At 60.5% G+C, this 12190-nt stretch carries 13 protein-coding genes and 1 tRNA gene; 9 read left to right on the top strand and 5 right to left on the bottom strand.

The window, feature by feature from the left end; genetic code table 11:
- Positions 1-677: D-alanyl-D-alanine carboxypeptidase family protein (locus tag B3849_RS00930; RefSeq protein WP_286779702.1), on the bottom strand; the 677-nt coding region annotated here is incomplete at its 3' end.
- Positions 678-922: 245 nt separating this feature from the next.
- Entirely contained in the window at positions 923-1615 is a 693-nt protein-coding gene (locus tag B3849_RS00925) for an HAD family hydrolase (protein ID WP_278424433.1), read from the bottom strand.
- Between the two features lie 90 nt (positions 1616-1705).
- On the opposite strand from B3849_RS00925, the gene clpS reads away from it, so the two are divergent.
- Genes clpS through hemF form a run of 4 tightly spaced genes read left to right on the top strand, consistent with a single transcriptional unit; the run spans position 1706 to position 4794 of the window.
- Positions 1706-2047: an ATP-dependent Clp protease adapter ClpS gene (clpS, locus tag B3849_RS00920; RefSeq protein WP_005850026.1), complete on the top strand. Its 342-nt coding sequence runs from the start codon at positions 1706-1708 to the stop codon at positions 2045-2047.
- Positions 2048-2050: 3 nt separating this feature from the next.
- Positions 2051-3043: a class I SAM-dependent methyltransferase gene (locus B3849_RS00915; protein ID WP_278424432.1), complete on the top strand. Its 993-nt coding sequence runs from the start codon at positions 2051-2053 to the stop codon at positions 3041-3043.
- Between the two features lie 29 nt (positions 3044-3072).
- The gene (locus B3849_RS00910) at positions 3073-3873 is read left to right on the top strand and encodes an SDR family NAD(P)-dependent oxidoreductase (protein ID WP_009825372.1); all 801 of its coding nucleotides are present in this window, start codon (positions 3073-3075) and stop codon (positions 3871-3873) included.
- A 27-nt stretch (positions 3874-3900) separates the two neighbouring features.
- On the top strand, positions 3901-4794 hold the full coding sequence (hemF, locus tag B3849_RS00905) for an oxygen-dependent coproporphyrinogen oxidase (protein ID WP_005850020.1): 894 nt from the start codon (positions 3901-3903) through the stop codon (positions 4792-4794).
- Between the two features lie 107 nt (positions 4795-4901).
- Here the strand turns inward: hemF and B3849_RS00900 are convergent, their stop codons facing one another.
- Together B3849_RS00900 and hemC are read right to left on the bottom strand one after the other, a co-directional pair.
- A complete protein-coding gene (locus B3849_RS00900) occupies positions 4902-5468 on the bottom strand; it encodes a fasciclin domain-containing protein (RefSeq protein WP_037953936.1) in 567 nt (188 codons plus the stop codon).
- Between the two features lie 102 nt (positions 5469-5570).
- The gene (hemC, locus tag B3849_RS00895) at positions 5571-6524 is read right to left on the bottom strand and encodes a hydroxymethylbilane synthase (protein ID WP_180828150.1); all 954 of its coding nucleotides are present in this window, start codon (positions 6522-6524) and stop codon (positions 5571-5573) included.
- A 109-nt stretch (positions 6525-6633) separates the two neighbouring features.
- On the opposite strand from hemC, the gene hemE reads away from it, so the two are divergent.
- From hemE to B3849_RS00870, 5 genes are all read left to right on the top strand, one after another.
- Positions 6634-7683, top strand: coding sequence for a uroporphyrinogen decarboxylase (gene hemE, locus B3849_RS00890; RefSeq protein ID WP_278424429.1), 1050 nt, complete (start codon positions 6634-6636; stop codon positions 7681-7683).
- A gap of 62 nt (positions 7684-7745) precedes the next feature.
- Positions 7746-7822, top strand: a tRNA-Met gene (locus B3849_RS00885).
- Positions 7823-8030: 208 nt separating this feature from the next.
- Positions 8031-9065: a TRAP transporter substrate-binding protein gene (locus tag B3849_RS00880; RefSeq protein ID WP_037941222.1), complete on the top strand. Its 1035-nt coding sequence runs from the start codon at positions 8031-8033 to the stop codon at positions 9063-9065.
- Positions 9066-9160: 95 nt separating this feature from the next.
- Entirely contained in the window at positions 9161-9742 is a 582-nt protein-coding gene (locus tag B3849_RS00875; RefSeq protein WP_278424426.1) for a TRAP transporter small permease, read from the top strand.
- A gap of 1 nt (position 9743) precedes the next feature.
- Complete coding sequence (locus B3849_RS00870) at positions 9744-11060, top strand: TRAP transporter large permease (RefSeq protein ID WP_037941225.1); 1317 nt, start codon at positions 9744-9746, stop codon at positions 11058-11060.
- Between the two features lie 77 nt (positions 11061-11137).
- On the opposite strand, the gene B3849_RS00865 is transcribed toward B3849_RS00870, so the two are convergent.
- Positions 11138-12190: ABC transporter substrate-binding protein (locus B3849_RS00865; RefSeq protein WP_286779701.1), on the bottom strand; the 1053-nt coding region annotated here is incomplete at its 5' end.

The raw sequence follows: 12190 nt of genomic DNA, 5'->3' as shown, positions 1-12190 counted from the left end.
TAGCCGGTCTTGATCCCGTCGGCGCCTTTGTAGGACGACAGGAAGCGACGGTTGGTGTGGCTGACCTTGCGCACGCCCGCATCGGCAGTGATGCGCGAGAACAGGTTGTAGTATTCGGGGTGATCATAGAGCAGGTGGCGGCCCATGATGGTCATGTCATGTGCGGTCGACATGTGGCCGGATTCTGTCAGGCCGTGGGCGTTCTTGAAAGTGGTGTTGGTCATGCCAAGCGCCTTGGCGGTGCGGTTCATGCGGCGGGCGAACTTGGCTTCGGACCCTTCGATGGCTTCCCCGATGGCGGTGGCGGCGTCATTGGCAGATTTGACGGCCGCGGCGCGGATCAGGTAGCGCAGGGCGATGGTCTGGCCCGATTTCAGCCCCAATTTGCTGGGCGGTTCGGACGCCGCGTGGCTGGTGATCTTGACCTTGCTGTCGAGCGAGATCTCACCACGTTTAATCGCCTCGAATGCGATATAAAGTGTCATCATTTTGGTGAGGGAGGCCGGGTGCAGACGGGTATCCGCGTTTCGGGAGTGCAACACTTCGCCGGTTCGGGCGTCGATCACATAGGCGGCGTAGGGGGCCGCCATTGCGCTGAGCGGCAGGATCAGCAAGATCCATATAGCCGCAAGAATAAATAGCCCATACCGGGCTGGCTGCACACGCCGCACTCTCATCATAACTGCCTTTGCTCTGCCTCGGCCGTCGATTTTTCAACTGACCATTATTATTAAGGTAAGGTTACCATAGGACGTGTTTTCGATAAAGGCGTTCGATGTGGTGCAGCCCGGAAAAGCGGCGATTTCCGCGCAGCACATTTAGCGTGTGCCCAAAACTCCGCCACTATAGGGGCGATTGTGGCGGGAATGTGGCGAGAGTTGGGCGACAACGCAGCGAAGGTAAGGCGAGAATACAGCGGCGATCAGGGCAGCAGTTCTGCCACTTCGGACAGGCGCGTGATCTGGTGGAAGCGGGGCGAATCACTCGGGGCGGGGGCGTGCTCCAGCGCCCAGGTGACGCCGTGGGGAATATAGACGCCATGCCCGCCCGCGTGGATCATCGGCACCACGTCCGATTTCATGGAGTTCCCGATCATCATGCCGCGGGCCGGGCCGTCGCCGTGGGTATCAAAGATGCGCTGGTAGGTTTGCGGGGTCTTGTCCGACACGATTTCAATCGCGGTGAACATATCGCGCAGCCCGGATTCAGCGAGCTTGCGTTCCTGATCCAGCAGATCGCCCTTGGTCACCAACACCAGCCGATAGTCGTCTTGCAAGGCTTCGAGGGTTTCGCGCACATCGGGCAGCAGTTCGACCGGATGGGCCAGCATATCCCGCCCTGCCGCCAGCAGTTCGGAGATAACATCGGCCGGCACGCGGCCCTCGGTGACCTCTATCGCGGTTTCGATCATCGAGAGGGTGAACCCTTTGATGCCAAAGCCGTAGTGGGGGATGTTGCGCCGCTCTGCCTCAAGCAGCCGGTCCATCAGGCTGTCGCGGTCGGTGTAATCGGCAAGAAGTTCCGCGAATTTGACCTGTGTCAAAGCAAAGAAGCGTTCGTTGTGCCATAAAGTGTCATCGGCATCAAAACCGATGGTCGTTAGCGGATTGCCCATCTTTGGCGCGCCCTCTTTTCTAATTCTGCTTTAGGGTTATATAGACGCCTACACGACTCACTTGAAACGACTTCTCAGGCAGGAGCAGCAATGCGCCTTGATGATCTTATGATGGCGGGCAAAGACCGGGACGACGACGAAACCGATCTGTTGACCAAGACCAAACCAAAGACCAAGCGGCCGCCTTTGTACAAGGTGATGCTGTTGAACGACGATTTCACCCCGATGGAATTTGTGGTGATCGTGCTTGAACGCTTCTTCGGGCTGAACCATGCCCAAGCCTTCGAGATCATGTTGACCGTGCATAAAAAAGGGCTGGCGGTCGTGGGCGTGTTCAGCCACGAGATCGCGGAAACCAAAGTCGCGCAGGTGATGGATTTCGCCCGGCGTCACCAGCACCCGCTGCAATGCACCATGGAAAAAGAAGAATAACACGTGATTGATGCACGTCTGCAACTGGCGCTTGACGGCGGTGGTCTTGAGTTGCCAGCTGAAGGGACGATTGCCGTCTTTCAGCCCCCCCGTGACAGTGATTTGCCAGGTCTGGACAAAGACCGCGTGCAGATTATCCATGATTTCAAACCGGATTATGACGCATGGGCCGCGCGCGGCTATGATGTCGTGCGCACCATCAAGGACCGCTATGCGGCCTGTATCGTCTGCCTGCCACGTGCGAAGGCCGAAGCCCGCGCCGTGATCGCCGCCGCCTGCGAGGTCTGCGACGGGATCGTTGTGATCGACGGGCAAAAGACCGACGGTGCCGATAGTGTCCTGCGCGAGATGCGCGACCGTGTGACCGTGCAGGGCCCGATCTCGAAGGCTCACGGCAAGATGTTCTGGATCTCGGAACCGGCGGCGGAGTTCTTTTCCGACTGGCGTCAGGGGCCGGAGCTGACCGAAGGCGGGTTCTGGACCGCGCCGGGGGTCTTTTCCGCGGACGGTGTCGATCTGGCCTCGGCGCTGCTGGTGGATGCCTTGCCCGAGAAGCTCGGGGCCGAGGTTGCCGATCTGGGGGCCGGTTGGGGCTTTTTGTCGGCCCACGCGCTGACACGGCCTGACATCAAGAACCTTTATCTTGTTGAGGCGGGACATATGGCGCTGGAATGTGCGCGCCGCAATGTCACCGATGATCGCGCGTCCTTTGCATGGGAGGATGCCACAAGCTGGGAGCCGCCCCACCGCATGGACAGCGTGATCATGAACCCGCCCTTCCACATCGGTCGCGCGGCTGAACCGCAGATCGGGCAGGCGTTTGTTGCCACGGCAGCACGCATCCTGTCGCCGCAAGGCAAGCTGTGGATGGTCGCGAACCGTCATCTGCCCTATGAGGCAGAGCTGAAAACCCGTTTCGCCCATGTCGAGGAAATCGGCGGCGATGCGCGGTTCAAACTGTTTCACGCGGCACGGCCTTTGCGCAAACGCCGATAGGCGGGCCGCGCCTGATTAAGGAACGATTTATGTCATTCTCAATCTCTGGCAAAAGCGTCATCGTCACCGGGGCCGCGAACGGCATCGGTTTGGCGATTGCCCGGCAATTCGCCGACAAGGGCGCAAATGTGATGTGTGCCGACATCGACGAGAAAGCGCTGGTCGAACAGCTGGGCGATGCCAAGGACGACGGCAACATCCGTTTTTTCGCGGGCGATCTGCGGCAACGTCTGACGATTGCGAACCTCGTCTCTGCCACCATTGACGCCTTTGACGAGGTCGACGTGTTGGTCAATGCCTCGCGGCAGTTCCTGCCGACGGATGCGCTGGACAATGATGACACCAGCGTTGAAACCCTGTGGCAGGAAAACGTGATGACCGCGATGCAGCTGACGCAGCAGGTTGCCAAGCGCATGATCAAACAGTCCGAGGGCAAGGAAGACGGCAGCGTGGGCAGCATCGTCAACCTCAGCTCGACCACTTCGCGGCACACACGGCCGGAGTTGATGGCCTATTCCATGGCGGCGGCCGCGCTTGAGCAGATGACGCGGTCGATGGCGCTGACGCTGGCCCCGCATCGCATCCGGGTGAACGCCGTGGCCTTCGGGTCGGTGATGAGCGGGTCGCTGAAAGCGTCCTGCGCCGAGAACCGCGAGTGGCGCGACGATATCCGCAACCACACGCCGCTGGGGCGCATCGCTTCGCCGTCAGAGCTGGCCGACACGATCCAGTATCTTGCCGCCGACAGCTCTAGCTTCCTGACCGGCGAAGTGATCGTTGTGGACGGGGGGCGGTCCTTGCTGGACGCCGTGGACGCGCCGGCACACTAGAGTACGCAGTAACGAAAGGCTTTGCGCATGACCGTTGATTTCGAGGCGGAGAAGACCCGCGCCGCTGAGTGGTTCCGCAGCCTGCGCGACCAGATCGTGGAGGCATTCGAGACGCTGGAGCGTGACCACGCCGAGGGCCCGTTGTCTGATGCCGCGCCCGGCACATTCGAGGTGACCCCGACCAAACGCAGCAGCGACGACGGCAGTGACGCGGGCGGTGGTCTGATGAGCGTGATGCGTGGCGGGCGTGTGTTCGAAAAGGTCGGCGTCAACGTCTCTACGGTGTTTGGCACCTTGGGAGAGCGTGCGCAGGTCGCGATGGCGGCGCGCAAGGGCATCCCCGGCATGGCCGAAGACCCGCGGTTCTGGGCGTCGGGCATCAGTCTGGTCGCGCATATGCAGAACCCGCATGCCCCGGCGGTCCATATGAACACCCGCATGTTCTGGACCCCCCATGCCAGCTGGTTCGGCGGCGGGTCCGATCTGAACCCCTGCATCGAATATGACGAAGACACCGCGCATTTCCACGCTGTGCAAAAGGCGCATCTGGACCCTCATGGCAGCGATCTCTACCCGCGGCTGAAGGCCTGGGCGGACGAGTATTTCTATATCCCGCACCGTCACCGCGCGCGCGGGGTCGGCGGTATCTTTATGGACGATCACGCGACAGGCGATTGGGAGGCGGATTTTGCCCTGACACAGGATATCGGCCGCGCCTTCCTGCCCGCCTATCTGCCGCTGGTGCAAAAGCGGATCACGCAAGACTGGTCAGAGGCGGATAAAGAGGCGCAGCTGGTGCATCGCGGGCTTTATGCGGAATATAACCTTGTCTATGACCGCGGTACGAAATTCGGGCTGGAGACCGGCCATGACGCCAATGCGGTTCTCATGAGCCTGCCACCTTTGGCGAAGTGGATCTAGGGGGCCAGCCCCCGCCCTGCGGGCTCCCCCGGGATAGCTGCCATTTGGAATGAAAAAGGCCCCCGACCGTGCAGGTCGGGGGCCTTTTCGTCTAAACTGGTATCAGCTTATTGCTTTGGCAGCATCACGCCGTCGATAACGTGGATCACACCGTTGGACTGTTTGACATCCGCGATTTCGATGAAGGCCGTATTGCCGTTCTCGTCCGTCAGGATCACGCGGCCATCATCGGCGTAGGAGGCTTGCAGCGTGCAGCCGCCCAGTGTCGGCACGGGGTGTTCGCCGCCGTCGTCCTTGATCATGCCCTGCAGCGCGTCAGCCATCACGGCCTTGCCGACCACGTGGCAGGTCAGGATTTCGGTCAGACGCTCTTTGTTCTCTGGCTTGACCAGCATTTCAACGGTGCCTGGCTCAAGACGGTCGAAACCGGCGTTGGTGGGGGCGAACACGGTGAAGGGGCCTTCGCCTGCGAGGGTATCAACCAGACCGGCAGCTTTCACAGCGGCAACCAATGTGGTGTGGTCGGCAGAGTTCACGGCGTTTTCAACGATGTTCTTGTCGGCGAACATTTCAGCACCACCGACCATGGGGTTCTTCATCTCGTCGGCGAAGGCCGCACCGGCAGTCAGGGCCAGAGCTGCGGTTGCGGTCATCATCTTTTTAGCGAAAGTCATGGTGTTCTCCTCGGTTTATATCGTGATCATTTGGTGATCATGCCGAAGCAACGGGGCCATGCTGCGCTTAGTTTCAAACAGAGCGCGAATTTATTTTGGATGTTATCCTTTGACGTGCCAGTCGAAGAAGCCGGGGCCTGCCTGGGCCAGTAGGTCCTGCGCCAGATCGACGCCCATCTGACCGCCTTGCGCAATAGGGCCGCTGCGGTCACCGGCAATTGCCTCTGACCCGTCGGGGCGCAGGACCTGGCCGCGCAGGTGGAGCGTGTCGCCGTCCAGCGTGGCCAGTCCGGCAATCGGTGTCTCGCAGGATCCGTCAAGCGTGAGCAGAAAGGCGCGTTCGGCGGCCAGACGTTGGCCCGTGGGGGTGTCGTGGATCGCGGCGAGCATGGTTTCGGTATCAAGGTCACCGGCGCGGCGTTCGATGCCGATGGCCCCTTGCGCGACCGCGGGCAGCATCAGCGTATCGTCGATCGGCGTGGCGGGGACGTGTTGCATGCCCAAACGGTTCAGACCGGCCACGGCGAGGAAGGTACATTCGGCCACACCATCGGCGAGCTTTTTCAGCCGCGTCTGCACATTGCCGCGGAATTCGACGACCTGCAGGTCGGGACGCTGGTGCAGCAGCTGCGCACGGCGGCGCAGGCTGGAGGTGCCGACAACCGCGCCTTCGGCCAGTTGGTCCAGCGCCGAGAGGGTGGGCGCGACAAAGGCGTCGCGCGGGTCTTCGCGCGGCAGGTAGGTATCAAGCAGCAGACCCCCCGGCTGGATCGTGGGCATGTCTTTCATCGAATGCACGGCGATGTCGATTTTGCCCGCCAGCAGGTCTTCTTCGATTTCGCGGGTGAACAGGCCCTTGCCGCCGATATCCTTGAGCGGGCGATCCTGAATGACATCGCCGGTGACTTTGATTACGACGATTTCAAACGCCGCCTGTGGGATTTCAAACGCGGCGGCCAGACGGGCGCGGGTTTCGTAAGCCTGGGCCATTGCCAGAGGCGAGCCGCGGGTGCCGATGCGCATGGGGTTTTCGGGGGTGGGCAGGTTCACAGTCATGGCTCTTCTTTAGGGGTGTGGATTTGATCTGACAAGCGGTGCCATTGCCTTGACATCGCGGCGCTACATCTTGACCTAAGACAAAACCATTGAAGAGTAGGAAACCCCGATGCCGCAGACCGACACGCAAAGCAAAACCATTCTGCGTTCATTGGGCGGAGAGACGCTGCCGGTGCCGCCGATCTGGATGATGCGGCAGGCCGGACGCTATCTGCCCGAGTATAAGGCGACGCGGGCGCAGGCGGGGGATTTCCTGTCTTTGTGCTACAACCCCGAGCTGGCGACCGAGGTCACCTTGCAGCCGATCCGTCGTTACGGGTTTGATGCGGCGATCCTCTTTGCGGATATTTTGCTTGTACCGCAGGCACTTGGCGCTGATCTGTGGTTTGTCACCGGCGAAGGGCCGCGCCTGTCCACGGTCACCACGCAGGCGGATTTTGACCAGCTGCGGCCCGTGGGCGATATCCACGAGACGTTGAACCCGATCTATCAGACGGTGCGCAACCTTGCCGGTGAGCTGCCGCGCGAGACGACGTTGATCGGCTTTGCCGGTGCGCCCTGGACTGTCGCGACCTATATGATCGCGGGGCAGGGGACAAAGGATCAGGGGCCCGCGCATCTGCTGCGCACCCAGGATAACGCCCTGTTCGAGAAGCTGTTGGACCTGATTACCAAGGCAACCATCGAATATATGTCTGCGCAAATTGACGCAGGTGCCGAGGTGATGAAGATCTTTGACAGCTGGGCGGGGTCGCTGCCGGGCGATGCTTTCGAGAAATACGCGCTGGCCCCTGCACGCGAGATCACGCAAGAGCTGAAGAAGCGCCACCCCGGTATTCCGATCATCGGTTTCCCGCGCGAGGCCGGCGATAAATACATCGGGTTCGCCAAGGCGACGGGGGTGGATTGTGTGGCGCTGGATAATTCCGTCTCGGCGGATTGGGCGGCCAAACATGTGCAGGTGGACGGTTGCGTGCAGGGCAACCTTGCATCGACCCATATGGTCACCGGCGGGCAGGCGCTGGTGGATGAGACGCGCCAGATCGTCAAAGCCTTTTCCAAGGGCCCGCACATCTTTAACCTAGGCCACGGGATCACGCCGGATGCCGACCCTGACAACGTGCAGCGCATGATTGATACGGTGCGCGAGGGCGAATAATCAAATAAGATTGGCTTTGGCTCTTGACGGGGGCCGAAGCCTGTCATACTCGGAGCGCCGATGGCGTTATAGCTCAGTTGGTTAGAGCGAACGACTCATAATCGTTAGGTCCCTGGTTCAAATCCAGGTAACGCCACCATCTCCCCCCCCACACATGACCTTTGCATGATAGCTGTTGTTCAGCATGGCGTGTCGTGTGTCGTGTTTCCGAGCTGCGTGTTTTTCATCCGCGTGTACCGGAGGTGATTGATAATCCCCTGTCGCTGGTGTCAGAGTGTCACTCAGCTAAAGGCTCGGAACTGCTCGGCAACAGAGCGGTCCGTTTTGACTGAACACGGGAGATTAGAATGATGATGAGAAGAACCCTGATGGGGATCGCGGGTGCGGCCCTTGCCGTTGGCATGAGCGCGACCGGCGCGATGGCGCAAGAGGTCACCCTGCGCATGCACCAGTTCCTACCGCCACAGGCCAATGTGCCCAAACTTATTCTGGATGTCTGGGCCGATAAGGTCGAAGCCGCCAGCGACAACAAGATCAAGATTGAACGCTATCCCTCCATGCAGCTTGGCGGGAAGCCACCTGAGCTGATGGACCAAGCGATTGACGGTGTGGCCGATATCGTCTGGACGGTGGTGGGCTATACCCCCGGCCGCTATCCCACGACCGAAGTGTTCGAGCTGCCCTTTATGGTCACCGACGCCCGCGCGGCGAGCTCTGCCTATTGGCAGATGTTCGAAAAGCACATGAAAGACACCGAGTTCAAGGACGTACATATTCTGGGCACATGGGTTCACGGCCCCGGCATGCTGCACACCAACACCGAAGTGCGGTCGCCCGACGATATGCAGGGTCTGAAGATTCGCGGCGGGTCGCGTCTGGTGAACCAGCTGCTCGAGATTACCGGCGCGACGCCAGTGGGCATGCCGGTTCCGGCGATTCCCGAAGGTCTGTCCAAGGGCGTGATCGACGGCACCACGATCCCGTGGGAAGTGACGCCATCGTTGAAAGTGCCGGAACTGGTGAAGAACCACACCGAATTTGACGGTGCTGCACTTTATACGCTGACCTTCGTGCTGGCGATGAACAAGGACCGCTATGACGGGCTGTCGGATGAGCTGAAAAAGGTTCTGGATGAAAACTCCGGTCTGGAATTTTCGGTCTTTGCGGGGGGCACGCAGGCCGATGCCGATGGCCCTGCGCGTCAGGTCGCGGTTGATCTGGGCAACAACATCGTCGAGCTGAACGAAGAAGAGACCCAAGTCTGGCGCGACGCGTCGCAGCCGATCTATGACAGCTGGATTGCCGATATGGACAGCAAGGGCATCGACGGTCAGGCGCTGATCAATGAGGCGCGTGAACTGATGGATGCCTACGGCAAATAATTCCTGACGACGATAGCAGGCCCGCGGTGCATCCCTGCGCCGCGGGCCTGATTGCTTGATACACCCCAAAATACCTAGACAAGATTGAGAGAACCATGCGTCGGCTGATATATTTTCTTGCCCGCTTTACCGCCGTGATCGGAGGGCTGGTGCTGATGGCGCTGGTGCTGATGACCACGGCCTCTATCATCGGGCGCACGGTCAACAAGATGCTGCATAGCCCCTTCTTTCAGGAGAAGCTGACCGGCCTGTCGCAGGGGCTTATTGACATGGGCATCGGCGAGATCAACGGCAATTATGAATTGCTGGAGGCGGGGGTTGCCTTCGCCATCTTCTCGTTCCTGCCGATCTGCCAGTATTACGGCGCGCATGCCACGGTGGATGTGTTTACCTCTTTCCTGCCGGCGCGGGTGAACCGCTGGATCATGGCCTTTTGGGAGGTCGTTCTGGCCGCGGTGATCATGCTGATCATCTGGCGTCTCTACGAGGGGATGCAACGCTATCTTGGCAATGGTGAGACGACATTGTTCCTGCAATTTCCGGTGTGGTGGGCCTATGCCGCCAGCTTTGCGTCCGGCGTGATTGCCAGCGTTGTGTCGGTCTATTGCGCCGTGATCCGCGTGATAGAGGCGATCCGCGGCACCGATATTCTTCCCAGCGAACAAGGGGCACATTAAGATGACCAACCTAGAACTGGGCTTCTGGTCCTTTCCGGTGCTGCTGCTGATGATCTTTCTGCGCGCCCCTATCGGACTGGCGATGCTGCTGTGCGGGTTTGGCGGCTGGTATCTGGCAATGGGGGGTAACCCCACGCCGCTGCTGTCAAAGCTCAAGTCCGAGACCTATACGACGTTTTCCAGCTATTCGCTGAGCATCATTCCCATGTTCCTGCTGATGGGCCAATTCGCGACCCTATCGGGGATGAGCCAAGCCCTGTTCAAAGCGGCAGAGAGCTTTTTGGGACATCGTCGCGGTGGTGTGGCGATGGCGGCCGTGGGGGCCTGCGCGGGCTTTGGCGCGATCTGCGGCAGCTCGCTGGCGACAGCGGCGACCATGTCGAAGGTCGCGCTGCCCGAGCTGCGCCGCTATGGCTATTCCGGCGGGTTTTCCACCGCGACACTGGCTGCGGGGGGGACATTGGGCATCCTGATCCCGCCGTCGGTCATTCTGGTGATCTATGCGATCCTGACAGAACAGAATATCGCCAAGCTGTTTCTGGCGGCCTTCCTGCCCGGTGTGCTGGCGGCCATCGGCTATGTTATCACGATCTCGATCTATGTGCGTCTGAACCCCAAATCCGCGGGCGTGCGCCCTGCGGTGCCCATGGGGGACCGCTTCAAGGCGCTGGCGAATACATGGCCGGTGCTGGTGATCTTTTTCGTCGTCGTGGGCGGCATCTATCTGGGGTGGTTCACCCCGACCGAAGGCGCGGCTGTGGGCGCTGCGGGCACTGGTCTGGCGGCGTTGCTGGCGGGTAGTCTGAACTGGGCAGTCTTGCGCGAAAGCCTGATGGGCACGGCGAAAACCACGGGGATGATCTTTTTCATCGTGCTGGGGGCGGGGTTCTATAACGGCTTTCTGGCCCTGTCGGGCGTGCCGCAATTCATGGCTGACTGGGTCGTGGGGCAGGGCTATAGCCCGTGGTTCGTGCTGGTCGTGATCCTTGTCTTCTACCTCGTTTTCGGCTGCCTGATGGACAGCCTGTCGATGATCCTGCTGACAGTGCCGATCTTTTTCCCCGTCATATCGGCGATGGATTTCGGGATGAGCACAGAGCATCTGGCGATCTGGTTCGGCATCCTTGTGCTGATCGTGGTCGAGGTCGGTCTGATCACGCCGCCGGTGGGGATGAACCTGTTCATCATCAACTCGATGGACCGTGAAACCCCGATGACAGAGACCTATAAGGCCGTGATGTATTTTGTCGGCTCCGACATCGTGCGGGTGATCATTCTGGTGATGTTCCCCGCGATCACGCTGTTCCTGCTGCCCTGAGGGGACACAGCGATGTGACATGAAAAAAGGGCCGCGTCTGACGCGGCCCTTTCATTTCGGGAATGGCAAACGGGTGTTTACGACGTCCAGGCCATTCGCGCAGGGTGGTATTCAAAGCCGATGTGGTGTCCGGCCCCGACCAGCCCTTCGCGGGTGTGGTTATAAAGCGAGCGCCAGTAAGGCTGGATCGTGACGCCTTCGTTCTGGATCAACGCTTCGCCCTTGGCCATCAGAGCGCGACGTTTTTCGACATCGGCGACCGAGAGGGCCTCGGTCAGGAGGGCGTCGAATTCGGGGTTGGACCAGCCAAATTCGTTCCACGCCTCGCCCGAGCGATAGGCCAGCGCCCAGATCTGCACACCCAGCGGACGCGCGTTCCAGTTGGTCGAGGAGAAGGGGTATTTCGTCCAATCATTCCAGAAGGTCGACCCCGGCAGGATCGTGCGTTTCACCTTGATGCCAGCGTCGCGCAACTGTGCGGCGACCGCATCTGTGGTGTCCTTGCGCCATGCATCGTCGATCGAAAACAGCTCGTGTTCGTAGTCGGCCATGCCGGCCTCTTCCATCAGGGCGCGGGCACCTTCGGGGTCCGCCTCGCGCGGGGGGAGCTCGGCATATTCGGGGTGCATCGGGCCGACGTGGTGGTTTTCGGCCACCAGCCCGCGACCGGCATAGCCCAGTTCAAGCAGCACGGCGTTGTCAACCGCCATGGCCAGCGCCCGGCGGACACGCGCATCGGCGTAGGGTGTCTTGCCATCCACCTCGGCCAGTTGGTTGGGGCGGATCACGATGGTTGCACCCGTGGCGATTTCGTTCTGGTTCCAGCCGTCCAGCGTGCTGAACACGTCGATGAATTCACCCTCGATGGAATAGGTGGCGTCGATCTCTTCTGCTTCGGCAGCGGCGACAAAGGCCGAAGGGTCAGTGCCGTAGTCGATATATTCCAGCCGGTCGATATAGGGCCCGCCGTAGACTTCGGTGCCCCACCACGTGTGGTCGGGGTTCTTGACCAACACGGCCTTGATCCCGACTTCGACGGATTCAGGCAGGTAGGCACCGGTGCCGACAGGGTTTTCGAGCATGGTTTCCGGATCAAACCCTTCGGGGACGATAGCGGCGGGGTAATCGGG

Origin of the sequence: Sulfitobacter sp. UBA4523, assembly GCF_002388305.1 — a bacterium.
Classification (GTDB): Bacteria; Pseudomonadota; Alphaproteobacteria; order Rhodobacterales; family Rhodobacteraceae; genus Sulfitobacter; species Sulfitobacter pontiacus.
Note: the sequence above shows the minus strand (reverse complement) of the source record. Positions and strands in the feature narration are given on the sequence as shown.

Bases quoted from the DNA above. Each gene is read 5' to 3' on its own strand.
- hemC (WP_180828150.1), bottom strand. From the start codon at position 6,524: ATGACTGTGAACCTGCCCACCCCCGAAAACCCCATGCGCATCGGCACC.
- clpS (WP_005850026.1), top strand. From the start codon at position 1,706: ATGCGCCTTGATGATCTTATGATGGCGGGCAAAGACCGGGACGACGAC.
- hemF (WP_005850020.1), top strand. From the start codon at position 3,901: ATGACCGTTGATTTCGAGGCGGAGAAGACCCGCGCCGCTGAGTGGTTC.
- B3849_RS00880 (WP_037941222.1), top strand. From the start codon at position 8,031: ATGATGATGAGAAGAACCCTGATGGGGATCGCGGGTGCGGCCCTTGCC.
- B3849_RS00900 (WP_037953936.1), bottom strand. From the start codon at position 5,468: ATGACTTTCGCTAAAAAGATGATGACCGCAACCGCAGCTCTGGCCCTG.
- B3849_RS00910 (WP_009825372.1), top strand. From the start codon at position 3,073: ATGTCATTCTCAATCTCTGGCAAAAGCGTCATCGTCACCGGGGCCGCG.
- B3849_RS00925 (WP_278424433.1), bottom strand. From the start codon at position 1,615: ATGGGCAATCCGCTAACGACCATCGGTTTTGATGCCGATGACACTTTA.
- B3849_RS00875 (WP_278424426.1), top strand. From the start codon at position 9,161: ATGCGTCGGCTGATATATTTTCTTGCCCGCTTTACCGCCGTGATCGGA.
- B3849_RS00870 (WP_037941225.1), top strand. From the start codon at position 9,744: ATGACCAACCTAGAACTGGGCTTCTGGTCCTTTCCGGTGCTGCTGCTG.
- hemE (WP_278424429.1), top strand. From the start codon at position 6,634: ATGCCGCAGACCGACACGCAAAGCAAAACCATTCTGCGTTCATTGGGC.